Below are 23,161 nucleotides of genomic sequence, written 5' to 3' on the forward strand. Positions count from 1 at the left end.
TAGTGGGGGGGACCCGCAACCCCTTTTTTCGCTTTCCGTCACTTTTTTTATATATTTCCGATTAAGTCATAAAAAACAATGCACTAGGGACCAGATATCTTCTTGCGATGTACGTCCACAGGGGTTTTCGGCGCTGCGCTCGCCACGGAATCGCAGGTGAAATCTCTATATATTGCGTTATCCCCAGAGCTATCCCCAAGTGAGCGCGAGTCTTCCTCTGTCGCTGGTGCAAATCACCCCTCACAGAAGCAGTGAATCACCCGTGATTCATGCCAACGAGTCGCCAGCGCCCGGGAACACCGCTGCAAAACAGCTGATCAGACCAATCGCGGGCCCTGAGTCGCGTTCACGGACTGCCCGTTTTGCGTGCGTTCCCCGTCAGACCGCTGCTTTCTTGCGCGCCCCGACAAACCGAAGCCCCAGCAAGCCCAGGATCACGGCGAGATAGGCCGCAGGTTCCACAGCCCATGTCTTGGTGAGCATGACATAATGCACGCCCGCCAGTACCGCCGCCACATACGTAAGTTGGTGGAGCCGCCGCCATGCGAGCGGCCCCAGCCGTCGCACCGACCAGTTGTTTGAGGTCAGCGCCAGCGGCAGAAGCAACACGAACGATGCCATGCCTATGGTGATGTAGGGCCGCTTGAGAATATCGCTCCAGATCTGGCTGAGGATGCCCACGTCCAGCACCAGCCACACCAGTAGGTGCAGCGTGACGTATATAAAGGCGAGCAGCCCGAACATGCGGCGAAACTTGATCAGGTTGACCCCGGCAAACCGGCGCAGCGGCGTGATGCATAGGCCAAAGATCAGAAGCTGCAGCGCGATCTCCCCCAACTCATGCTCCAGCGCCTTGATCGGCTCGCGCCCCAGCCCTCCGGTTTGCGCCAGATACAGCAGCCAGGGTACCGGCAACAGATACAGTATATAGAGAGGCCAGGTCGGCACCTTCCGGACAAAGCCGTTGACACGGTCGGCCCAGGCGGGTTTCGCTTCGGCAGCTGTGCGCGTCTGCCGCCCGATTTGCCGGAAACTGCTCATGTCACTCGCCCCCCTCTTTCAGTCGGGCATCGTCATCATCGCACACGCCTTGGGCGCCTTCGTGGCGCTGGCGCTCGGGGTCCTCCAACTGTTGCTGCCCAAGGGCAGCCCGACGCACCGGGTCTGCGGCTATATCTGGGTCAGCCTGATGGCACTGGTCGCACTGTCCAGCTTCTGGATCAACGACATCCGCCATCTCGGTCCCTTCAGTGCCATCCATCTGCTATCGGTCTATACGCTGGCCGGTGTGGTCTCGGGTGTCCTTGCCGCCCGGCGCGGTGACATTATCGCACACCGCAAAACAATGCGTGAAATCTTCTGGATTGCTCTCATCGGTGCCGGAGCCTTCACCCTGCTGCCCGGACGTGTGATGCACCAGGTGATCTTCGGTCAGTAAAAGCGTGTGAGATCCATCCCTTCATAGAGGCTGGCAACCTCTTCTTCATATCCGTTGAACATCAGCGTCGGCTGGCGTGGTGAGAACAGCCCGCCGCCGATCTTGCGCTCCGTGGCCTGGGACCACCGAGGATGGTCTACCTCCGGGTTCACGTTGGCAAAAAACCCGTATTCGCTGGCCTGCAGCTGTTTCCAAGTGTTGACGGGCTGCTCGTCGGTCAGGGTGATCTTCACGATCGACTTGATCGACTTGAAGCCGTATTTCCACGGCACCACCAACCGCAAAGGCGCGCCGTTCTGGTTGGGAATGGGTCGGTCGTAAATGCCCGTCGCCATGATCGTCAGTGGATGCAGAGCCTCGTCCAGCCGCAAGCCCTCCACGTAAGGCCAGTCGATAAAGCTGGAGTTCTGGCCGCGCATCTCCTCGGGACGGTAGAGCGTCTCGAACCGGACATACCGTGCCTGGTTCTGCACACCTGCCATGGCCAGCAGGTCGGCCAGCTCGAACCCGTTCCAGGGGATCACCATCGACCAGGCCTCGACACAGCGGAAGCGGTAGATCCGCTCCTCCACCGTCATCTCCGCCATAATGTCCTTGAAGTCATAGTCGCCGGGCCGGTCCACGAGCCCGTCGATGGTCACGCTCCAGGGCTCCGTGGTCAGCGCGGAGGCATAGGTGGCAGGATCCTCCTTGCCGGTGCCAAACTCGTAGAAGTTGTTGTACTGTGTGATGTCTTCCCAGCTATTGGGCTCCAGCGCTTCCTCCGCCCGCGCGGATGTACCGGTCAGCGCGACCCCTGCCGCAGCGCCCATCATCACCTGACGCCTGTTGAAAAAGGCCGCCTCAGGCGTTGCATCGTTGCGGGTCAGATCGTTTGTCCAGCGATGGGCCATCGCGTGCTCCTCAGGTCAATGTCACTGCATGATGTAGGAAAGAGCTTTCCAAAGACCAAACCAATTTCCCTCACGTTGCAGCGACCTGGCTGAAACCTTTGCCATCCGCCCCGATTTCTCTGACATTATTGTGAGTGGAAAATTTGCACACGCGCCGCTTAGGGCAGCTTCCCCGCACGTCAAACGGATAAAACAGGATTCCGGCCTGATCCAAACAGGGCCCCGCCGCGTTCAATTTCCAATGTCACCAACGACATTCGCAGATAAACAAGGAGAGACTTTATGTTTCGTCGTACTTTTATCAGCCTGACCGCTGGCGCCGCCCTTCTGGGAACAACCGCCTTTGCCGGGGACAGCGCCAAGGACATCGTGGACACCGCGTCTGAAGCGGGCAGCTTCGCAACGCTCCTGACCGCTGCCGAAGCAGCCGGTCTGGTGGACACCCTCAAGAGCGATGGCCCCTTCACCGTCTTTGCCCCGACGGATGAGGCATTTGCCGCTCTGCCAGAAGGCACGGTGGAAAGCCTGCTGGAGCCCGAAAACAAGGAGCAGCTCGCCGCGATCCTGACCTACCACGTCGTACCGGGCAAAGTGATGTCCACGGACCTCAGCGATGGCATGACAGCCACGACAGTGCAGGGCGGGGATCTGACCGTGGACCTCGGTGACGGTGTCAAGATCAACGAGGCGTCGGTGACATCCGCCGATATCGAAGCATCCAACGGTGTGATCCACGTTATCGATCAGGTGATTCTCCCGCCGGAGAGCTGATAGCGATAGAAAAAAGGCCCGGTCATGGTGATGACCGGGCCTTGCCCTGTCTGCGCGAACCTGCGCGCGGGCAGCCTACCTTTCCTGACCGTGACAGCTGCGAAAAGGGGTTTCGAAACCCCTTTCCCGCGCGGAGCATTATCGTCCCGTGAAACGACGGGGCAGTGCTCAGCAGGATCAGTGCACAACCGCATCATCGGGCTTCGGCCGGTTCGTTGCCGCCACCCTGTCACCGATGATCAGCCCCTCGCTCCCCGCAGAGACAGAAAGTGTTTCGCCATCTTTCACATCGCCAGCCAACAGCATTTCGGCCAGAGGATCCTGCAACGCCCGCTGGATCACCCGCTTGAGAGGGCGCGCGCCGAACACAGGGTCATAGCCCTCGTCGGCGAGCCATGTCCGCGCATCCGCGTCCAGATCGAGCGTGATTTTCCGCCCCGCCAGCCGCTTGAGCAGCCGCGCCATCTGGATATCCACGATCCCGTCCATATCCTCGCGCGCCAGCCGGTCGAATATGATGGTCTCATCCAGACGGTTCAGGAACTCGGGGCGGAAATGCGCGCGCACCGCGTCCATGACATCGCGTTTGGCATCAGAGGCATCGGCGCCATCGGGCAGCTGGCTGAGCGCCTGCGCCCCGAGGTTCGACGTCAGGATGATCAGCGTCTGCTTGAAGTCCACGGTGCGGCCCTGACCGTCGGTCAGCATCCCGTCATCGAGCACCTGCAAGAGCACGTTGAACACATCCGGATGCGCTTTCTCCACCTCATCGAAAAGCACGACCTGATAGGGCCTGCGCCGCACGGCTTCGGTCAGCACACCGCCTTCATCATAGCCCACATAGCCGGGAGGCGCCCCGATCAGACGCGCGACAGCATGTTTTTCCATGAACTCCGACATATCAATGCGCACCATCGCGCTGTCATCGTCAAAGAGGAACTCCGCCACCGCCTTGGTCAGCTCGGTCTTACCCACACCGGTCGGCCCGAGAAAGAGGAACGAGCCAAGGGGCCGGTTCTCATCGTTCAGCCCCGCGCGCGCACGGCGCACCGCATTGGCCACCGCTCGCACCGCGGGTGCCTGCCCGATGACGCGCTTGTGCAGCTGATCTTCCATCCTCAGCAGCTTGTCGCGCTCCCCCTCCAGCATGCGGCCCGCGGGGATGCCCGTCCAACGCTCGACGACGCTCGCGATCTGCTCGGGCCGCACGGCTTCCTCGACCAGCACATCGCCTTCGTCGCGGCCCTCGGCCTCGCCCAGCTGTTTTTCCAGCTGCGGGATCACCCCGTAGGACAGCTCACCGGCCTTGGCCAGATTGCCCTCCCGCTTGGCGATCTCCAGATCGGCCCGCGCCCGGTCGAGCAGTTCCTTGATGTCCCGCGCGCTCGACAGCCTGTCGCGCTCCGCCTGCCATTGCGCCGTCAGCGCGTCGCTGCTCTCCTGCAACTCGGCCAGATCCTTTTCCAGCGTCTCCAGCCGGTCCTTGCTGGCCGCGTCATCCTCGACGCGCAGCGCCTCGGCCTCGATCTGCAATTGCAGGATCTGCCGGTCCAGCGCGTCCAGCTCTTCGGGTTTGCTGTCCACTTCCATGCGCAAGCGGCTCGCGGCCTCATCCACAAGGTCGATCGCCTTGTCGGGCAGGAAACGGTCGGTGATATAACGGTGGCTCAGCGTCGAGGCCGCCACGAGCGCACTGTCCGAGATCCGCACCCCGTGGTGCAGCTCGTATTTCTCCTTGATCCCGCGCAAGATGGAAATGGTGTCCTCCACCGTTGGCTCCTGTACCATCACCGGCTGGAACCGCCGGGCGAGTGCCGCGTCCTTTTCTACATACTTGCGGTATTCATCGAGCGTCGTCGCGCCCACACAGTGCAGCTCACCGCGCGCCAAGGCCGGTTTGATCAGGTTGGCAGCATCCATCGCACCATCGGCCTTGCCCGCGCCGACCAGCGTGTGCATCTCGTCGATGAAGAGGATGATCTCGCCCGCGGCCTCGGTCACCTCGGTCAGTACGGCCTTCAGCCGTTCCTCGAACTCGCCGCGATACTTCGCGCCCGCGATGAGCGCGCCCATGTCCAGGGCCAGCAACTTCTTGTTCTTGAGGCTCTCGGGCACGTCCCCGTTGACAATGCGCAGCGCCAATCCTTCGGCAATCGCGGTCTTGCCCACGCCGGGCTCGCCGATCATGACGGGGTTGTTCTTGGTCCGACGGCTCAGCACCTGCATGGCGCGGCGGATTTCCTCGTCGCGGCCGATGATGGGGTCGATCTTGCCCGCTTCGGCACGCTCCGTCAGGTCGAGGCTGTATTTCTTGAGCGCGTCGTACCCGTCTTCGGCACTGGCACTATCTGCCGTGCGCCCTTTGCGCATATCGTTGATGGCTGTGTTCAGGCCCTGTGCCGTCACCTTGCCCGCGTCCAGCGCCGCCTTCGCGCCGGACTTCACCATGCACAGCGCCATGAGTATCCGTTCGACAGGCACAAAACTGTCGCCCGCCTTCTTGGCCAGCGCCTCCGCCTCGGCCAGTACCTTTTGCGTGGCACCATCCAGATAGGTCTGCGCCGCATCACCGCTGACCTTCGGCATCTTGGACATCGCCAGATCCAGCGCCTGCACCACCGGTGCGGCCTGCCCGCCCGCGCGCGCGATCAGGTTGCTCGCAAGCCCCTGATCATCGTCCAGCAATGCCTTGAGGATGTGTTCGGGTGCCAGCCTCTGGTGGCTTTCCCGGGTAGCGATGGTCTGCGCCGCCTGAATGAAACCGCGCGACCGTTCCGTGAACTTGCTCAAGTCCATGGGGATTCTCCTTTTTGACAAGCGTCCCGTTGAATGCTGCGCCCGGCTCGGCGGCACGTCAGCGGTTGAGACCTCGACCTGTATGTGGGTGCCCGGCATGTGCCCTTCAAGAGCGCTGCACGCTAGACAGCCACCCGCCCGCCGCCTAAGACAACCTCGCAGGAAAAAGGGGCCATCATGACCGATGACAGACTGATCGTGGCGCTGGATGTGCCGCATGCGGTGGCGGGCGCGGAGCTCGCCCAGCGGCTGGGCGATAGCGTCGGATTCTACAAGATCGGCCTCGGCATGCTCACGGGGGGCGGGCTGGCGCTGGCCAATGAGCTCAAGCAGGAGCACGGCAAACGCATCTTTCTGGACATGAAGCTCTTTGACATCAGCGCCACGATCGAAGCCGCCGTGCGGGGCCTCGCGCAGTTTGATCTCGATTTCCTGACCGTGCACGGCGATCCGCAGGTGGTTGCAGCCGCCAAGGAGGGGGCGGGCGACAGCGGGCTCAAGATCCTCGCGGTCACGATCCTGACCTCGCTGGACCGTGCCGACCTCGATGCCTGCCAGATCCGGCCCGGCGATCTGCCCGACCTGGTCGGTGCGCGGGCATCGGCTGCCTTCGACGCCGGGGCCGATGGCGTCATCGCCTCCCCACAGGAGGCCGCGATGATCCGGGCCCTGTCGCAAGCCACGGACCGACTGATCGTGACACCGGGCGTGCGCCCCGCTGGCAGCGATCTGGGCGATCAGAAACGGGTGACAACACCGGCAGCCGCCATCGCCAACGGGGCCAATCACGTGGTGATCGGGCGTCCGATCTGGCAAGCGCCTAATCCGCAGGCAGCCGCAGAAGCCATCCTGCAGGAGCTGAGCAGCGCCTGAAGGCTGATCTAACCCTCTTGTTTCACACTATTTTCAGGACCTATCCACAGGGCCATATGGTTAACCCCGCCTGCCCGAGTGTGACATTGACACAACAATATGGCGTTCTCCGGGCACATAAGACCTTTGGCGCGTAGCTCAGTTCGCCTTTAGGTGGTAAGTTGACCTTAGGTGATACTCCCCGACGAACCGTGTCTTCCTGAGGTTCGTTACCTCCCCCCGCTCACGTCGGCGGGGGGTTTTTCTTCTCCCTCAAGGTCCGTCAGACAGATCCGAAGCCTGTCCTTGAAATGCGCGATCACCTTTGGGTGGGCGTAAAAGAGCCGCGGTGTCATTGCGGCCCACCCCTGACCTTCGTCGCCAAAAACAATCTCGCGCAATACGCGCGCCTCGATCCGGGCGGCGAAAAACCAGAACCCCAGACCGTGCCAGACGAACCGTCGCCCCCAGATCACCACCGCAGGATCCAGTTCCAGCCCCAACTCCTCGCGGGTTTCGCGCAAGGCACAGGCCACCGGGCTCTCCGGCCCCTCGCGCCCGCCTCCGGGCAGGTCCCAGCACCCGGGATGCGCCAGCCCCGGGTGCTCATCCCGCAACAGCGTCACCAAATGATGCGGGGTCAGCAGGGCCAGCTTGGCCCCGTGGAAGGGCATGTTCATTTCCGGGCTTCTGGCGTAAGATCTGGTCATGCGTCCCTCATAGCAGATGCCCGCACCAATGCCCGCCCTTTGCCGCGATTGCCTCACTCAATTCGACGCCGGATCCCGCTGCCCGGCCTGCGCCAGCCCCCGCGTCAAATCCCACGCGGAGCTTTTCGATCTGTCCATTGCGCATATGGATTGCGATGCCTTCTACGCCTCGGTTGAAAAGCGCGATAACCCCGGCCTCGACGGCAAACCCGTGATCATCGGCGGCGGGCGGCGCGGTGTCGTCTCCACCGCCTGCTACGTGGCGCGCATCCGCGGTGTGCGCTCTGCGATGCCGATGTTCAAGGCGCTCAAGATCTGCCCCGAGGCGGTAATCATCAAACCGCGCATGGCCGCTTATGTGGAGGCCTCCCGCGCGATCCGCGCCATGATGGAAGAGATGACCCCCGACATCGAACCGCTGTCGCTGGATGAGGCGTTCATGGATCTGTCGGGCACCGCCCGGCTGCACGGCGCGCCGCCCGCGGTGATGCTGGCCCGCCTGATCAAGCGCATGCGCGAGGAGCTTGGGCTGACCGGCTCCATCGGGCTCAGCCACAACAAGTTTCTGGCCAAGGTCGCCTCCGATATCGACAAACCGCATGGCTTCTCGGTCATCGGCAAGGCGGAAACTCACAGCTTCCTGCGCGACAAGCCGGTACGGCTCATTTGGGGCGTCGGCGCCGCCGGTCAGGCAGCGCTCGACAAGGCAGGGATCCGCACTTTCGCCGATCTCTTGCGGTGGGACCGGCGCGATCTGCACGCGCGCTTCGGCTCCATGGGCGATCGGCTCTGGCATCTGGCGCGCGGCGAGGACAGGCGCCGCGTCTCCGCGCACCGTCCGATGAAATCCATCTCGAACGAGACCACCTTTCATGACGATACCAGCGACCCCGACCTGCTCGACGGCCATCTCTGGCGCATGGCCGAGAAAGTCGCCGACCGCGCGAAGGCCAAGGGGGTCGCGGGCCGCGTGGTGACGCTCAAGCTCAAGCGCGCCGATCACAGCCTGATCAGCCGCCGCGTCAGCCTGCGGGACGCCACGCAGATGGCCGACACGATCTACCGCACCGCCCGCGGGCTCTTTGACCAGGTGCCGGGCAAGGGCCCTTACCGGCTGCTGGGCTGTGGCCTTTCGGATATCCACAGCGCCGAGGATGCCGACCGCTCGGGCGATCTGCTCGACCCGCAGGCCGCCCGGCGCGGCCAGGCCGAACGCGCGACCGACAAGATCCGCGCGCGGTTCGGGCCCGATGCCATCTTCAAGGGGCGTGCACTGCGCTGAGCCAGGGACCCTTTGCACCGCTACCGCTGGGCTAAGCGCTTTTCGAAAAGCGCTTCTCGCCGGTACACCCGCTGCGACGGTGAGCACCGGCGATCCGATGCCGAATAAGAGATCGAGGAGCACGATGGGACATCACGCGACCTGAGCCCACCCAACCCGCCAAAGCGCTTTTCGAAAAGCGCTTTACTCCGCCGCCAAGGGCATCCGCGCCTGGCCAATCTGACAGATCTCCGCGATCACGCCTGTCAGGGCCCGGCGGACTTCTTCAAACTGATCTGACGGGCGGATCCGCACCTCGTCCATGTAAAGCGCGCGATCAATCTCCACCTGCACCGCGTGCTGACCGCGGGCGGGTCGCCCGTAGGCCTGCGTCACATAGGCGCCCGCAAAAGGCGCATTCCGCGCCACCGCAAAGCCCGCCGACAGAAATGCCGCCTCCACCCGGTCCACGATCTGCGCGGACGCTGCCGCACCGAACCGGTCCCCCAACACCACATCAGGGCGTGCCCCGCCCGTGCGCGTCACGTTCTGCACCGCCTCATGGGGCATGGAATGGCAGTCGATCAACACCGCCTGCCCGGTCTGACGCATCGCCTCATCCAGCAGCGCCTGCAGCCGCGCGTGATAGGGGTACCAGTAGGTATCAAGCCTGCGCTGCGCCTCCAGCCGGCTGATCTTGCCATTGTAGATCGCCCGCCCGTTGGCCACCACCCGCGGGATCACCCCAAGCCCCGAGGCCACGCGCGGATTGTGCCCGGGTCGTTTGACCCCTTCGATCAGCGCCGGATCCAGCTCATCGGGGCTGCGGTTGAGATCAACAAAAGCCCGAGGCGCGCCCGCCTTGAGAAACGCGGCACCATAGTCAGGCGCCGCCCCGAAAAGTGTATCGACAAAGGCATCCTCCGACGACCGGATCGTGTGCTCATCCAGAACGCTCGCCTGCAACAGCGCCCAAGGATACTCCCGCGCACTGTGCGGCGAGGCAAAGACCACACAGGACCGACCCTGCTCCGGGGCTACGACTTCGAACGGTGACTTTGTCATACCTCTTCCTTCCGGCCCCCGCCGCCTCTACGCTGTGCGCACCGGCTCCGGAGCATCGTGCAAGACCGCAGCGCCCCAAAGCCGCCCGCAGGCACCATGCTTTGAGCAGAGCATAGCGCAGAAAAGCCCCGGGCCAAAAGCCCTTGATCTTGGATGCGACTCCATTTATGGACCCCAACACCGGCGCGGCAACTCGCGCCCCATTTTATTTTGGGGCCGGGGTTTTGGGCTGGTAGCAAGGGTGATTAGCTCAGCGGTAGAGCACTTCGTTGACATCGAAGGGGTCACTGGTTCGATCCCAGTATCGCCCACCATGATATTCGCCCGTCCGGCCCGCCTCCCCGGGGCACCGGATGACCCGTAACCCCCGGCGCTGGCCAGCGCCGACGAGAAGACAAAGGAGAGGACCATGAAGGTTCGCAATTCGCTCCGCTCGCTCAAGAACCGGCACCGCGACTGCCGTGTTGTGCGTCGCAAAGGCCGCGTCTACGTGATCAACAAAACCCAGCGTCGGTTCAAAGCCCGCCAGGGCTGATCAGACGTCTGAAGCGTTTCAAAACCGCCCTCCGACCTTCGGGGGGCGTTTTTTTGTGCGCTGCCCGGATCATAGCGCGCGATCCTCGATCAGCTGCGCGATGATCGGATTGGGGAACCGCCGTTTGACCGTGACCGCGTAAAAAGTCTCGGCGATGCTGTCCAGCTGCGCTACCTCCGCCAGCACCCCGGCCTCCAGTTCATCGCGCACCACGATGGGCGGCAGCACCGCCAGTCCGACGCCCGCACGCGCCAGCAACCGCATCATCGCCATGTCCTCCACCTCTGCCGCGATCCGCGGGCGCTGGCCCAGCCGCTCGGCCCAGGCGTCGAAACCGATGCGCACGCCGGTCTCCGCGATGGGCAAGATAAAGGGCTGCGTGGCCAAACGCGCCTCCAGCGTCAGGTCTCTCGAGACAAGATCAGGCACCCCCACCAGGCTGACCGGCTGATCCGACAACCGGTGCGACACGAAGGCCGTCACCCCGTCCCGCGCGGGCGCCCGGTTGATCAGCACCACGTCGAGGTTCAGCGTCTCCAGCGCCTGCAACAGATCCTCCGTCGTGCCGGAGCGCAGGACAATCTCCAGATCCGGCTGGCCCAGCACGGGCGCCAGAAACGCCAGATGAAAGTTCCTCGACAGCGTGGCCAGCGCCCCCACGCGGACCCGCTGACGGTTACCACCGGCCTGTTGCAACGTCCCCACCAGCTCGCGTCCTGCGGCAAAGATCGCATCCGCATGATCGAGCGCAATGCGCCCGGCTTCCGTCAGGATCAGCTGCCGACCGCGCCGCTCAAAAAGCGCGTGTCCCAGCTGCGCTTCCAGCTGCTTGATCTGGATCGAGACCGCCGATTGCGACAGGTTCAACCGCTCCGCTGTGCGGGTGAGATTGCCGTCATGGGCCACGGCCCAGAAATACCGCAGATGCCGGTAGTTGAACTCACTCATACCCATTCATAAAACAGAAGGCTCGCGGCAAAACAATTCATTTTGCGCATTGCTCTGGGCGGGCCCCCTTGCCCCGCGTGATCGCACAGCCCCTGTGCGCCCCTTGCTCCCCGCGGGTGACGGGCCTAGGTCTTGCGGGCAGTCACAACAAGCGAGAGATCCCATGAGCGAGTATACCCCCCCCGAGGTCTGGACCTGGGAAGCGGAAAGCGGCGGCACCTTTGCCAGCATCAACCGCCCCATCGCCGGACCCACCCACGACAAGGATCTGCCCCGGGGCAAGCATCCCCTGCAGCTCTACTCGCTCGCCACACCCAACGGCCAAAAGGTCACCATCATGCTCGAAGAGCTGCTGGCCGCCGGTCATACCGAGGCGGAGTACGACGCGTGGCTGATCAAGATCGGCGATGGCGATCAGTTCTCCAGCGGTTTCGTGGAGGTGAACCCCAACTCCAAGATCCCCGCGCTCTTTGATACCACCAACGACACCCGCGTGTTCGAATCCGGCGCGATCTGCCTCTATCTGGCCGAGAAGTTCGACAGTGCCTTCCTGCCCACCTCCGGCACCGCACGCACGGAGTGCTTTAACTGGCTTTTCTGGCTGCAGGGCTCGGCGCCTTATCTGGGCGGCGGTTTCGGGCATTTCTACGCCTATGCGCCGGAAAAGATGGAATACCCCATCAACCGCTTTGCGATGGAAACCAAGCGTCAGCTCGACGTGCTCGACCGGCATCTGGCGGACCATGGATATCTGGCAGGCGATGACTATACGATCGCCGATATGGTCACCTGGCCGTGGTACGGGCGCACGGTGCGCGGCGAGAGCTATGACGCGGGAAAATTCCTCAGCGTGCATGAATATGAGAACGTGATCCGCTGGGAGAAACAGATCTCGTCCCGCCCGGCGGTGCAGCGCGGCGTGATGGTCAATAAGACGAACGGCCCGCCCAATCAGCAGCTACACGAGCGCCACGACGCGAGCGATTTTGAGACGAAGACCCAGGATAAGGTGGGCTAAAGCAGCCATTGCAAAGTAAGCTGGTTAGTCAGCTTGTCACCCGGGAAGATCAACAGCCAGCTGGCGAAAGGCACCGTCTGGCCCGGCGGCAACGCCGGGCAGCCCCCGACCGCCCCCCCGGGCGGGGGCTTCACCCCCACCCGCGGTCGTGGACTGCCCTACATAAGCGGCGGCACGCTCCATTCTATGCTGCAGATGTCCTACCGCCGCCCCACCTGACGGCAAATCAGGATCACCGGCAGCAACCCGATGGCCACGATCACGAGGCTCGGCACAGCCGCCCCCTCCAGCCGCTCGTCCGAAGCCAGCCGGTAGGCCTGAACCGCCAGCGTGTCGAAGTTGAAGGGTCGCATGATCAGCGTCGCGGGCAGCTCCTTCATCACATCCACAAAGACGATCAGCAGCGCCGTCAGCAAACTGGGCGCCAGAATGGGCAGATGCACCCGCCGCAGCGTCCCCCCCGGGCTCTGCCCCAGCGAGCGCGCGGCAGCATCCATATTCGCGGGCACCATCGCCTGCCCGCCCTCATACGCGCCCAGAGCCGCCGCCAGAAATCGCACCATGTAGGCCGTCACCAGCAGCCAGATCGACCCGGTGATCAGCAGCCCCGTCGACACATCGAACCGCGCCCGCATGAAGGCATCGAGCGCATTGTCGAAGGCCGCAAAAGGCACCAGCAACCCCACGGCGATCACCCCGCCCGGCACCGCGTAGCCCAGCCGCGCCACATAGCCCGTGGCCGCCGACAGCTGCCCTGGCCGCAACCGCTGGAAAAACCCCAGACAGATCGCAGCCCCCACCGTCACCACCGCCGCCACACTGGCCAGCGTCAGGGAGTTCTGCACAAAGCCCAGATACCGTGGGCTCAGCAGATCCTGCTCGGACCCCAGCCCCATCTCAAAGAGCGCCACCACCGGCACCACAGCCCCCAGCAGCACCGGCACCGCACAAAGCACCACCGCCGCCAGCGCGCGCATGCCGACGAGCTGCGCAGGCTCCATGCGCTGGTGCCTGCGCGAGGCATCCTGATAAGTCGCACGCCCCCGCTGCGCCCGCTCCAGCATCGCCAGAAGCAGCGCAAAGCTCAGCAGACACAAAGCCAACTGCGCCGCCCCGGCCCGGTCCGCCATGGAAAACCAGCTGGTATAGATACCCGTGGCGAAGGTCTGCACGCCAAAATAGGCAACCGTGCCGAAATCGGCGATCGTCTCCATCACCGCCAGCAACACACCGCCCGCAATGGCAGGGCGCGCCAGCGGCAGGCTGACCCGAAAGAAGGCGCCCCAGGCGCTCGACCCGAGCGCGCGGGCCGCCAGAAAGGTCGTCGCACTTTGTTGCAGAAACGCCGCCCGGGCGAGCAGGTAGACATACGGATAAAGCACGAGGATCAGCATCACCGCCGCCCCGCCGATGGAACGCACATCGGGAAACCAGTAATCCCGCGGCCCCCAGCCCGTCGCCGCGCGCAGGCTTGTCTGCACGATGCCGGGATGGTCCAGCAGATGGGTATAGGCGTAGGCCAGCACATAGGCCGGAAAGGCCAGCGGCAGCACAAGCGCGATCTCGAAAAACCGCACGCCCGGAAAGCGGGTCATACTCACCAGCCAGGCCGCCCCCACCCCAAGCGCAAAGGTCCCCGCCGATACCAGCACCACCAGCCAGAGCGTCGTGGCAGCGTAGCGCGGCAGCACCGTCTCCAGCAGATGGGCCACCGTCCCGGTCCCGCCGGTCACCGCCGCCAGCGCAACGGCCAGCATCGGCAGAGCACAGACCGCCGCGCACACCAGCGCCACACCCGCCAGCACGCGCGCACGCTCCCCGCCGCGGCGGCGAGGGCGGGCACTGGGATCAAGGGCGGGCACATCCGTCATGCCCGCCTTTTTCGACAAATTCACTCAGAAAGACCAGAGGCCAGATGACGCGGGCCGGTGCAGCACATCAGGCTGCCGCCGTCGCCTCGATCTCGAACATCAGACCCGGGATCGCCAGACGGGTGACACCGACCAATGTCATGGGCGGCGCGACCCCGGCTGCACCGAACCGCTGGCCGAGCACATCGAAGCTCTTGAGGGCGTCGTCCACATCCGTCGCATAGATGACCAACCGGATCACATCACCGAGGCCTGCCTCCGCGGCCTTCAACACCGCCTCCAGATTGTCGAGCGCCAAGCCGATCTGGCCGCGCATGTCTCCCACATGCTGCGGGGCGCCATTGCCATCCACCGATGTCTGACCGGCACAGATGACCTGCCGCGCGGGCGTCTCGATGACTTCCGCCTGATTGTAGCCCAGCTTAACGGACCAGTCCCAGGGATTGATTGCCGTGCGTTGCATGATGAATTCTCCTTGTTTGCGTTGATGATTCCGTTCTAGACACAAACGGTGCCAAATTTTGTCACCAAAAGATGCCACTGGGAAAAGATGAAACAACGCCTCCGCCATGACGCCATCGTGCGCAGCCTGCGCCGCAACGGAACCCTGCGTGTCGAGGAGCTGGCACAGGACGTGGGCGCCTCGCGCCGGACAATCCTGCGCGATCTCAGCGCCCTGCGGGACGCGGGGTTCGTGATCCATTCGGAATGCGGGCGCGGGGGCGGGCTGCAGCTTGATCCGCAGTCCGTGCAGACCACCGCGCGGCTGTCGGTGGCAGAGGTCTTTGCGCTGGTGATCAGCGTCTCGGCCATGCGCGCCGCGCGCAGCCTGCCATTCGCGGATCTCGCCGACGCAGGCCTCGCCCGCATCGAACGCGCCCTGCCCCGCGACAAGATCCGCGATCTGCGCCGGTTGCTCGATTGTCTGCATATCGGGCAGCTGTCCCCGCACCAGGACATCTCCGACATCGGGCAGATGGACGCGGACCTTCTGCCCGCGGTGGAGGCCGGTTTCCTGCACCAGCACCAGCTGCGCTTCGGCTACCGGGATGCCAAAGGTGTCGTCACACAGCGTCAGGTCGAACCACAGGCCATGCTGATCCTGCCGCCCCTGTGGTATCTGGTGGCCTACGATCCCGCGCGGGAGGGGTTTCGCCATTTCCGCATGGACCGGATCAGCGCGCCTGACGTGATCCCTGAGACATCCTTCCGCCGCCGCCACGTGCCTTTCGAGGATGACGTCTGCCCGTTCCGTGATCTGCCCCTTCAGCCGGGCACCGCCTCGAAATAGGCCAGGATGTCCTCAAAGACACGTGGCGCCGTCAGGAAGAGCAAATGCCCCTGCCCCGCGTAGCTGTGGCGGCGGGGCGCGCCGAACCGGGCGGCTAAAGCTGCCGTCTGTGGGCTGCTGAACACCGGATCCTCCGCACCGACAAAGAACTGCAACCGGTCCTCCGCCAGCCGCGGGCCAGACGGCAACCGCCAGCGGCGCAGATCCTCCGTATGTGCGGCCAGCAGATCACGATCAGGATAGACCATCTCCTCCATCCGGGCCGCCACCAGCGCTGTCGCCCGCGCGTCCAGCGCGCTGTCACGGCGCACCCGCCTGCCAAACAGCAATGTCTTGTAGTATTCCAGCCAGACGGTCCGCCGACGCACGGAGCGCACCCGCGCCGCCGCCGCAAGCAGATCCGCCGTGGTGCGCCGCGCCGTCGCAATCCCGCCCGCCCGTTCGACAGCGCTGGACATGGCTGCCACGCGCACATCCGCATCGCCCATCCGCTCGGCGGCGGAGATCGCGATGGGCCCGCCGGTGGAATAGCCTAGCAGCCGGTAGGGTTTGCCCGGATGCCGCTCCGCGAATTCCGCAATACACGCTGCGGCGGCGTCAATCCGCAATCCGGGTGTCACAGGCCGCCCGTCAAGCCCGGGAAACGGGCAGGACACCAGCGCGTAACCCCGCGCCCGCCAGTGCTGAACAGGGGCAAAGATCTCCAGCCGCGCCAGCGCACCGGGAATGAGGATCACCAGTTTCGCGGCCCGCTCAACCTCCGCCGGATCGTAGATCAGACCGTCCACGGCGCCCGAACCATCCGCTGCCATCGCCCCCTCCGATCCCTTGGTGCCTCAGCACATCCTTGATCGCGGCCCCGCCGGAAAAAGCGGTGGGTGATCCCTCAGATCTCCGCCGGAGCGCCCGAAGCATCAGTCGTAGCTGCGCCGATCCTCGATCACCAGGCCGTCGCGCGGCAGGCTGCCCGGCGCGTGGATCTCCACAGCACCCGACAGCTTCAGCACATCGCGCACCGTCTCCGACAGCGCCTCGGACGCGCCGCCTTCCGCCTCCACCTGCACGGTCATGACGTCCTGCGCGCCGTCGCGCGTGGCGATGACCCGCGCGCGGCTGACCTCCGGGTGGCGCGCGACCAGCGCTGCCACCTGCTCGGGGCGCACGAACATCCCCTTGATCTTGGTGGTCTGATCCGCACGCCCCATCCAGCCCTTGATCCGCATGTTCGTGCGGCCACACGCGCTTTGCCCCGGCAGCACCGCGCTCAGATCGCCGGTTGCGAAGCGGATCAGCGGGTAATCGGGCGTCAGCGCGGTTACGACGACCTCGCCCACCTCACCGTCCGGCACCGGATCACCGGTACCGGGGGTCACGATCTCCACGATCACGCCTTCATCGACGATCATCCCCTCGGGCGGGGTGTCCGTACCACCGGCCGCGGGGCTCTCATAGGCGATGTGACCCACATCCGCCGTGGCGTAGCATTGCAGGCAAGCGATGCCGCGCGCCGCATACCCCTGACGCATCGCGGGAAAGAGCGCGCCACCGCTGACCACCGCCTTGGTGATGCCGAGGCGCAGGCCCAGCTCATCGGCCTTGTCGAGGATCACCTGCAGATAATCCGGCGTGCCAGCATAGGCCGTGCTGCCCGCGGCGACGGCGGCCTGCACCTGCAGTTCCGTCTGACCGGTGCCCGCTGGCAGCACCGTGGCCCCCACGGCCCGCGCACCGTTCTCAAAGATCATTCCAGCAGGCGTCAGATGATAGCCAAAGCAATTCTGCACCGTATCGTCCGGGCCGATCCCCGCGGCATGCAGAAACCGCCCCAACCGCCACCAGTCATGGGTGATGCCGCCGGGCTCATAAATGGGCCCTGGCGATTGAAAGACATGCGCCACATTTTGCACCGGTATCCCGCCGAAGGGCGGGATCTCCGCCTGCCACGTGACCAGATCGGATTTGCGCAAAACCGGCAGCCGCGCCAGATCGCCCAGATCCTGCACCGATCCGTCGGCGATCCGGCACGCCCCCTCGGCACCGGCGACCCGCGCGATATTGGCCTGAAGCGCCTCCAGCTGGCCCGCCGCCCGGGCATCCGCACTGCGGGTCTCCAGATCGTCGAAATACCGGCTCATGTCATTCCGCCGCGACGGAGAAGGGTTCATCCGCGCGCACCACATGGGTGGTCACGATCTCGATGGGTGTCTCGCCAAGGTTCGTCACCCCACCGTGCACCTGACCGGCGGGAAAGAAAATCGGCGTGCCATCGGCAAAGGGCACCTCCTTGCCGTTGGGCATCAGCGCCAGCCCACCCTTGACGATCACCGCGTGCTCATCACCCGGGTGGGTGTGCAGCGGGATCCGCCCGCCCGGCATCACCGTCAGAGTGGACACACGCACCACCATACCCTCCACCCCGCTCAGCGGAGCCTCGTTCAGCACCTTGCGCTGCACCAGATCCTCGGCCCAGACCGGCCCGCACAGCATCAGCGCCACAGCACCCACAATCCATCTCATCTCACGTCCCCCTCAAGACAGCCAGCGCTTGCGCCGGCGATAACTGCGCACGTCGCGAAAGGATTTCCGCCCCTCCTCCGACATGCCCAGATAGAATTCCTTGACGTCCGGGTTCTCGCGCAGCTCGGCAGCCGGGCCGTCCATCACCACGCGACCCGACTCCAGAATATAGCCGTAATGCGCGAACCGCAGCGCCACATTGGTGTTCTGCTCGGCCAGCAGGATCGTCACCCCCTGCTCTTCGTTGATCGACTTCACGATCTCAAAGATCTGCTCCACCAGCTGCGGCGCCAGCCCCATGGAAGGCTCATCCAGCAGGATCGTCTCGGGCTGGCTCATCAGGGCGCGGCCAATGGCCGTCATCTGCTGCTCGCCACCGCTGGTATAGCCCGCCTGGCTTTTCCGCCGCTCCTTCAGCCGCGGAAAATAGCCGTAGACCATCTCCAGATCCGCCTGCACCGCCGCCGCCCCATCGCGCCGGGTATAGGCGCCGGTCAGCAGGTTTTCCTCCACCGTCAGATGCTCAAAGCAATGCCGCCCTTCCATCACCTGCACCACACCACGCTTGACTGTCTCAGCCGGGTCAGCGTGGTGGATCGGATCGCCGTGGTATTTCACCGATCCCTTGGTCACCTCGCCCCGCTCCGAGGCCAGAAGACCCGAGATCGCCTTGAGCGTCGTGGTCTTGCCCGCGCCATTCCCGCCCAGCAGCGCGGTGATCCCGCCCTTTGGCACGTTCAGGCTGACACCCTTGAGCACGAGAATCACGTGGTTGTAGATCACCTCGATATTGTTGACCTCCAGGACCGTCTCGGCCTGTGGTTGCACGGCTTGAGTTAAAGACATCTAAGCGGGTTCTTTCCGTTTGCTGGCGACACCGCCCAAGGCTGCCAGTGAACACAGCAGCATCCATCCCGCCGCAGGCAGCGGCACCGGCGTTACCGGAGCGGGGTCCAGAGGACGCGGCCCGCTGCTCGACCAGTAATCAACGCCGACCGAGGCGACGAACTCATTCGCGCCCGTCCCCGACGCCCCATCCATCCGTTCGCCCAGCGAAATGGCCACGAATAACTTGCGGAACTGCCCCGGGTCCAGGGTATCAAACCGGATAGGACGGCCAAAGAGCCCGGTGCTCACCCCGCCGATCTCGAATTTGGCCGTCGCGCTGGTAAAGTCCCGCTCCACCCCGCCGATGGTGATCGCCACGGGAGCGGGCGCCAAATCATCCGCCTTGAGAGCGTCCGACAGATCGTTGTCCGCCACCGCGATGGTCAGTTCGGAGGCGAAAAGCGCGCCGTTGTTGCTGATGTCAAAGGTGCTGCCCGTGGTTCCCTGGTCGCTGTCAATGCTGGACCATCCAGCAATGGTCCCGTTCAGATCCACCGTGACAGAGCTTTCCACGCCGCGGGCAAAAATGCTTTCGGGCAGCGGGTCAAGATCGTCGAAACCGTCTTCGTAGATCAGGGTTCCGGAAATTCGGTCAAAGTTTCCGATGCCAAAATCCAGCGATCCGCCCTGCCGGGACGGGCCGCCCGCCACCGTGCCGGACCAGAAAATGGTGATCGGGGCCGCCCGAGCTTCGGAGACGACAAAGCTGGCCGCGATCGCAATCATGGCAATGTATTTCATCGGACTGTTCTCCCGTGGATCAAATGCCGCCACCGTAGCACGAAAACCCGGCGGCAGACCGTGCCGCCACCGGGGGTCTCACATCAGTTGCAGTTGCTCTCGATGTTGTTCTCCGCCGCGTATGCCGCGCTGTCCTCGTCAATGAGAGGCTGGATCACCTCCATATCCGTGGGCGCAAAGTCGGAGATCGTAACGAACTCGCCCGCACTCGCGTCCCACTGGGTGACGGCCACAAGCCCTTCACCGCCGTGGTTCTCGCAGGAGACGCTGAAGGTCGGGCCGAAGCCAGGCAGCCCCAGCTCGGTCATCAACTCATCGGTGATCACCAGGTTCTCCATCCCGTCGCGCATCTGACCGGAGGTGATGTCATCCACCCCGTGCATCTTTTGCGCGACTTTCACCGCCTCTGCCGCCAGCATCGCCGCATAGATCCCGCGGTTGTAGGGCACCGTGCCCAGCTGATCGCCAGCCCCCGCGGCCTTGCCCGCCTCGACCACATATTGCCGCAGATCATCGTAAAGCGGGAAGTCGTCGCCCACCGCGGACATGGACAGCGCCTTGTAGCCATCCGCCTTGTCACCCGCTGGTTCCACGTCGATCTCCGCACCGGACCACCAGATGCCGATGAAATTCTCCATCGGGAAGCGGATGTTGGCCGCCTCCTGGATGGCCACCTGGTTCATCACGCCCCAGCCGTACATGATCACATTATCGGGCCGCTCGCGCCGGATCTGCAGCCATTGGCTCTTCTGCTCCTGGCCCGGATGATCGACCGCCAGCAACACCAGCTCGAACCCGTGCTTCTCGGCGAGCTTCTCCAGCGTGCGGATCGGCTCCTTGCCATAGGCGGAGTTGTGATAGACCAGCGCGATCTTCTTGCCCGAGATATCGCCGCCGTTCACCTCCAGGATGTGGTTGATGGCACCCGAGGCGCCATTCCAGTAATTGGCGGGATAGTTGAACACATGGCTGAACACATCGCCATTGGCCGCAGAGGTGCGACCGTAGCCCATGGAGTGGATCGGGATGTCATCCGCCGTGGCCTTGGGGATCAGCTGATAGGTGATGCCGGTGGAAAGCGGCTGGTAGACCAGCGCACCCTCGCCCTTGGTGCTCTCGTAGCACTCGACCCCTTTCTCGGTGTTGTAGCCCGTCTCGCACTCCAGCACCCGCGCCATCACACCGCCGATACCCCCGTCACGCTCATTCAACAGCGTGAAGTAATCCGCATAGCCGTCGGCAAAGGGGATGCCCCCCGCCGCATAAGGTCCCGTGCGGTAGCTCAAGCTTGGAAAGACAAGATCCGCCGCAACGGGGCTTGCCGCCATCAGGCCCGCTATGGCCCATGTTCCCAGTTTCAATGTCATCGGTGATACCTCCCTTGGTTTTTTCCCGATATGCCGATTTTCCGGCGTTTTGGTTTCTCGCGCCCAAGGGGCTTGCAAGCCCCTTGGAGACATCTTCAACGTCAGTGTGGAAAAGGCCAGAGCCGCAGCTTTTCCTTGGCCACACGCCACAGCTGCGCCAGCCCGTGCGGCTCCGCGATCAGAAAGACGACGATCAGACCGCCCACGATCACCAGATTGAGATGCGCCACAATATCCGTGGGCCAGCCCAGCCAGTCCACCCCGATGATCTTGAGCAGGACCGGCAGCAGGACGAGAAACGCCGCCCCCGCAAAGCTGCCAAAGATCGAGCCGAGCCCGCCGATGATGATCATGAAGAGCACGAGAAAGGATTTGGTGATGCCAAAGGCCTCGCCCACCTCCACCGCCCCCAGATAGACCGCAAAGAAGAGCGCGCCGGAGATGCCCACGAAAAACGAACTCACCGCAAAGGCCGTCAGCTTGGCGCGCAGCGGGTTCACCCCGATGATCTCGGCGGCAATGTCCATATCGCGAATGGCCATCCACTGCCGCCCCACGGACCCCCGCGTCAGGTTCCGCGCCACCACGGCAGAGAATATGGTGAAAATGAGGCAAAAGAGGTAAGTCGCCCAGGCTTCGGTATTGGGCCCGGTGATCAGAATGCCAAAGGTATCGCGCTCGGGTGCGTTGATCTGACCGGAGGCGGAGTAGTTATAGAACCAGCTCACCTTGTTGAACATCCACACCAGAAAGAACTGCGCGGCCAGCGTCGCCACCGCCAGATAGAACCCCTTGATCCGCAAGCTGGGCAGCCCAAAGAGCACGCCGACCATGGCCGTGATCCCCCCCGCCAGCAACACATGGATGAACATGCTCACCTCCGGAAAGGCCGTCATCAGCTTGTAGCAGGCATAGGCCCCCACCGCCATGAAACCGCCTGTGCCAAGGCTCACCTGACCGCAATATCCCACTAGGATATTCAGCCCGATCGCCGCGATCGCATAGATCAGAAACGGCATAAAGATGGAGTTGACCCAGTAGTCATTGATCATAAAGGGAATGACAAAGATCGCCACGAACAGCACCGCATAGTACCGCCAACGGTCAAACCGGATCGGAAAGGTCTGACTGTCCTGAGGGTAAGTGGTGCTGAAATCGCCTGCTTCGCGGTAGAACATCAGTAGAGCAGCTCCTTGATGTCATTGAAATCGTCAGTGTAGTTGAAGTTGATCATGCGAAAGCTGTCGCCACGCACTTCGCGCGAGACAGTCCAGTAGAGGATCCGCTGACCATCGTCGGTCGTGAACAGCTCCGAGATGAAACCGGCATTTTGACGGATCCGCCGGATCGTGATGCACGTCATGTCATCGCCCGGCAGCACCGCTTCCAACCCTTCGGCCAGTTGCTGCTTGCTGGCATCCGAAATCTCGAACCCCTCGAACGCGGTGGCGAAATCGCCCGTGCGAATGTGCTCTTTTACCGCCTCCAGCCCGACGCTGGCGGGCGGATCATCAAAGCCTGAGCACGCCGCGGCCACAGCACCGCTCCACAGGGCGAGACCGAATATCCCGGCGGCCCCAAACCGCACAGCGTCAGACGCATCCATGGCGCAGCCCCCCATCCCCCCGACCGACCGGTCCGGACCACAGGCACCCGTTAACCACGCCTGATTGTTTTACCGAATTCCTAATTTTTGCCCCATTTGCCGGGCATTCCTCTTTCCCGGGGGCAGGAGTGGATAATATGACCGCGATCCTGCATGAGTTGCGCAGTCTCGACGAAAAGCTCGCACGTGGTGACATCACCGACGTGGAGTACATGGCCCGCAAGGCCCGGCTCATCGACAGCGTCGATGTGGTCGAGCCTGAGGTGGTGGCGGACGCGGCACCGCGGGAACAGCCCGAACCGCCAGAAGAGTTGCCGGGCGCCATGACCTGGGGCTTTGGCATCGTGCTGTGCCTCGGTGTGCTGGGCATCTGCCTGTGCCTTGCCGTGCTGGTCATCGGCGATGTGAACCTGGCTCTGACCCTTGGCGTCACCGTCCTCGCCGCGCTCTCTGTCGCGCTCTTCCGCAATCTGGAGGAATAGGGCCGCGCGGCACACGCCCACTGCCATCCCCGCACGACCTCGCCGCGGGGCAAAGGCTGTTCAACAGCCTTCCCCGCGCCCGGCGGCACCGAAGCGCCTAACCTCAGAGGC

At 63.8% G+C, this 23,161-nt stretch carries 24 protein-coding genes and 1 tRNA gene; 9 read left to right on the forward strand and 16 right to left on the reverse strand.

Annotated elements, in window-relative coordinates:
* Nucleotides 1-378: 378 nt before the first annotated feature.
* Nucleotides 379-1,041, reverse strand: a complete 663-nt coding sequence (gene msrQ / locus Q1A53_RS10995; RefSeq protein ID WP_299966295.1) for a protein-methionine-sulfoxide reductase heme-binding subunit MsrQ — start codon at nucleotides 1,039-1,041, stop codon at nucleotides 379-381.
* Here msrQ and Q1A53_RS11000 point away from each other — a divergent pair.
* Nucleotides 1,040-1,438, forward strand: a complete 399-nt coding sequence (locus tag Q1A53_RS11000; RefSeq protein WP_299966297.1) for a DUF2306 domain-containing protein — start codon at nucleotides 1,040-1,042, stop codon at nucleotides 1,436-1,438. The two genes, msrQ and Q1A53_RS11000, sit on opposite strands and share 2 nt — an antisense overlap.
* On the opposite strand, the gene msrP is transcribed toward Q1A53_RS11000, so the two are convergent.
* Nucleotides 1,432-2,331 carry a protein-methionine-sulfoxide reductase catalytic subunit MsrP gene (gene msrP / locus Q1A53_RS11005; RefSeq protein WP_299966299.1) on the reverse strand — a complete coding sequence of 300 codons (900 nt, stop codon included), beginning with the start codon at nucleotides 2,329-2,331 and terminating at the stop codon, nucleotides 1,432-1,434. The two genes, Q1A53_RS11000 and msrP, sit on opposite strands and share 7 nt — an antisense overlap.
* 282 nt (nucleotides 2,332-2,613) lie before the next feature.
* Here msrP and Q1A53_RS11010 point away from each other — a divergent pair, with 282 nt between their 5' ends.
* Nucleotides 2,614-3,102 (forward strand): fasciclin domain-containing protein, encoded by a 489-nt coding sequence (locus Q1A53_RS11010; RefSeq protein ID WP_299966301.1) that lies wholly within the window; start codon nucleotides 2,614-2,616, stop codon nucleotides 3,100-3,102.
* Nucleotides 3,103-3,279: 177 nt separating this feature from the next.
* Here Q1A53_RS11010 and clpB read toward each other — a convergent pair whose 3' ends face one another.
* Nucleotides 3,280-5,898, reverse strand: coding sequence for an ATP-dependent chaperone ClpB (gene clpB, locus Q1A53_RS11015; RefSeq protein WP_299966303.1), 2,619 nt, complete (start codon nucleotides 5,896-5,898; stop codon nucleotides 3,280-3,282).
* A 177-nt stretch (nucleotides 5,899-6,075) separates the two neighbouring features.
* Between clpB and pyrF the strand changes: the two genes are divergently transcribed.
* Entirely contained in the window at nucleotides 6,076-6,771 is a 696-nt protein-coding gene (gene pyrF / locus Q1A53_RS11020; protein WP_299966305.1) for an orotidine-5'-phosphate decarboxylase, read from the forward strand.
* A gap of 209 nt (nucleotides 6,772-6,980) precedes the next feature.
* Here pyrF and Q1A53_RS11025 read toward each other — a convergent pair whose 3' ends face one another.
* Nucleotides 6,981-7,460 carry an NUDIX hydrolase gene (locus Q1A53_RS11025; RefSeq protein WP_299966307.1) on the reverse strand — a complete coding sequence of 160 codons (480 nt, stop codon included), beginning with the start codon at nucleotides 7,458-7,460 and terminating at the stop codon, nucleotides 6,981-6,983.
* A gap of 28 nt (nucleotides 7,461-7,488) precedes the next feature.
* Between Q1A53_RS11025 and Q1A53_RS11030 the strand changes: the two genes are divergently transcribed.
* A complete protein-coding gene (locus Q1A53_RS11030; protein ID WP_299966787.1) occupies nucleotides 7,489-8,742 on the forward strand; it encodes a DNA polymerase IV in 1,254 nt (417 codons plus the stop codon).
* Between the two features lie 183 nt (nucleotides 8,743-8,925).
* Here Q1A53_RS11030 and Q1A53_RS11035 read toward each other — a convergent pair whose 3' ends face one another.
* Nucleotides 8,926-9,786: an N-formylglutamate amidohydrolase gene (locus tag Q1A53_RS11035; RefSeq protein WP_299966310.1), complete on the reverse strand. Its 861-nt coding sequence runs from the start codon at nucleotides 9,784-9,786 to the stop codon at nucleotides 8,926-8,928.
* Nucleotides 9,787-10,025: 239 nt separating this feature from the next.
* Between Q1A53_RS11035 and Q1A53_RS11040 the strand changes: the two genes are divergently transcribed.
* Together Q1A53_RS11040 and ykgO are read left to right on the forward strand one after the other, a co-directional pair.
* Nucleotides 10,026-10,100, forward strand: a tRNA-Val gene (locus Q1A53_RS11040).
* 95 nt (nucleotides 10,101-10,195) lie between these two features.
* Nucleotides 10,196-10,321, forward strand: coding sequence for a type B 50S ribosomal protein L36 (ykgO, locus tag Q1A53_RS11045; RefSeq protein ID WP_005850168.1), 126 nt, complete (start codon nucleotides 10,196-10,198; stop codon nucleotides 10,319-10,321).
* Between the two features lie 69 nt (nucleotides 10,322-10,390).
* On the opposite strand, the gene Q1A53_RS11050 is transcribed toward ykgO, so the two are convergent.
* Nucleotides 10,391-11,269 carry a LysR family transcriptional regulator gene (locus tag Q1A53_RS11050; protein ID WP_299966789.1) on the reverse strand — a complete coding sequence of 293 codons (879 nt, stop codon included), beginning with the start codon at nucleotides 11,267-11,269 and terminating at the stop codon, nucleotides 10,391-10,393.
* Nucleotides 11,270-11,432: 163 nt separating this feature from the next.
* Here Q1A53_RS11050 and yghU point away from each other — a divergent pair, with 163 nt between their 5' ends.
* Entirely contained in the window at nucleotides 11,433-12,287 is an 855-nt protein-coding gene (gene yghU, locus Q1A53_RS11055) for a glutathione-dependent disulfide-bond oxidoreductase (protein ID WP_299966313.1), read from the forward strand.
* A 200-nt stretch (nucleotides 12,288-12,487) separates the two neighbouring features.
* Here the strand turns inward: yghU and Q1A53_RS11060 are convergent, their stop codons facing one another.
* Both Q1A53_RS11060 and Q1A53_RS11065 read right to left on the reverse strand, forming a co-directional pair.
* Nucleotides 12,488-14,158, reverse strand: coding sequence for an iron ABC transporter permease (locus Q1A53_RS11060; protein ID WP_299966315.1), 1,671 nt, complete (start codon nucleotides 14,156-14,158; stop codon nucleotides 12,488-12,490).
* Between the two features lie 67 nt (nucleotides 14,159-14,225).
* Nucleotides 14,226-14,621 (reverse strand): RidA family protein, encoded by a 396-nt coding sequence (locus tag Q1A53_RS11065; protein ID WP_299966318.1) that lies wholly within the window; start codon nucleotides 14,619-14,621, stop codon nucleotides 14,226-14,228.
* 87 nt (nucleotides 14,622-14,708) lie between these two features.
* On the opposite strand from Q1A53_RS11065, the gene Q1A53_RS11070 reads away from it, so the two are divergent.
* The gene (locus tag Q1A53_RS11070; protein ID WP_299966321.1) at nucleotides 14,709-15,449 is read left to right on the forward strand and encodes a WYL domain-containing protein; all 741 of its coding nucleotides are present in this window, start codon (nucleotides 14,709-14,711) and stop codon (nucleotides 15,447-15,449) included.
* Here Q1A53_RS11070 and Q1A53_RS11075 read toward each other — a convergent pair.
* The 8 genes from Q1A53_RS11075 to Q1A53_RS11110 all read right to left on the reverse strand — a co-directional run bounded on the left by Q1A53_RS11075 (nucleotide 15,425) and on the right by Q1A53_RS11110 (nucleotide 22,568).
* Nucleotides 15,425-16,261 carry an alpha/beta hydrolase gene (locus tag Q1A53_RS11075; RefSeq protein ID WP_299966323.1) on the reverse strand — a complete coding sequence of 279 codons (837 nt, stop codon included), beginning with the start codon at nucleotides 16,259-16,261 and terminating at the stop codon, nucleotides 15,425-15,427. The genes Q1A53_RS11070 and Q1A53_RS11075 overlap by 25 nt on opposite strands.
* Nucleotides 16,262-16,363: 102 nt before the next feature.
* Nucleotides 16,364-17,584: an AMP-binding protein gene (locus Q1A53_RS11080; RefSeq protein ID WP_299966325.1), complete on the reverse strand. Its 1,221-nt coding sequence runs from the start codon at nucleotides 17,582-17,584 to the stop codon at nucleotides 16,364-16,366.
* A 1-nt stretch (nucleotide 17,585) separates the two neighbouring features.
* The gene (locus Q1A53_RS11085; RefSeq protein ID WP_299966328.1) at nucleotides 17,586-17,966 is read right to left on the reverse strand and encodes a cupin domain-containing protein; all 381 of its coding nucleotides are present in this window, start codon (nucleotides 17,964-17,966) and stop codon (nucleotides 17,586-17,588) included.
* 12 nt (nucleotides 17,967-17,978) lie between these two features.
* Nucleotides 17,979-18,812 carry an ABC transporter ATP-binding protein gene (locus Q1A53_RS11090; protein WP_299966331.1) on the reverse strand — a complete coding sequence of 278 codons (834 nt, stop codon included), beginning with the start codon at nucleotides 18,810-18,812 and terminating at the stop codon, nucleotides 17,979-17,981.
* Nucleotides 18,813-19,595: a VPLPA-CTERM sorting domain-containing protein gene (locus Q1A53_RS11095; RefSeq protein WP_299966333.1), complete on the reverse strand. Its 783-nt coding sequence runs from the start codon at nucleotides 19,593-19,595 to the stop codon at nucleotides 18,813-18,815. It lies immediately after the preceding gene.
* Between the two features lie 83 nt (nucleotides 19,596-19,678).
* Nucleotides 19,679-20,962, reverse strand: a complete 1,284-nt coding sequence (locus Q1A53_RS11100; RefSeq protein WP_299966335.1) for an ABC transporter substrate-binding protein — start codon at nucleotides 20,960-20,962, stop codon at nucleotides 19,679-19,681.
* A gap of 101 nt (nucleotides 20,963-21,063) precedes the next feature.
* On the reverse strand, nucleotides 21,064-22,140 hold the full coding sequence (locus Q1A53_RS11105; RefSeq protein ID WP_299966338.1) for a branched-chain amino acid ABC transporter permease: 1,077 nt from the start codon (nucleotides 22,138-22,140) through the stop codon (nucleotides 21,064-21,066).
* Nucleotides 22,140-22,568, reverse strand: a complete 429-nt coding sequence (locus Q1A53_RS11110; protein WP_299966340.1) for a hypothetical protein — start codon at nucleotides 22,566-22,568, stop codon at nucleotides 22,140-22,142. The genes Q1A53_RS11105 and Q1A53_RS11110 overlap by 1 nt, the downstream gene beginning before the upstream one ends.
* A gap of 137 nt (nucleotides 22,569-22,705) precedes the next feature.
* Here Q1A53_RS11110 and Q1A53_RS11115 point away from each other — a divergent pair, with 137 nt between their 5' ends.
* Nucleotides 22,706-23,050 carry an SHOCT domain-containing protein gene (locus Q1A53_RS11115; protein WP_299966342.1) on the forward strand — a complete coding sequence of 115 codons (345 nt, stop codon included), beginning with the start codon at nucleotides 22,706-22,708 and terminating at the stop codon, nucleotides 23,048-23,050.
* Nucleotides 23,051-23,161 lie beyond the last annotated feature (111 nt).

It is taken from the genome of uncultured Roseobacter sp., from assembly GCF_947496515.1.
GTDB lineage: Bacteria > Pseudomonadota > Alphaproteobacteria > Rhodobacterales > Rhodobacteraceae > Roseobacter.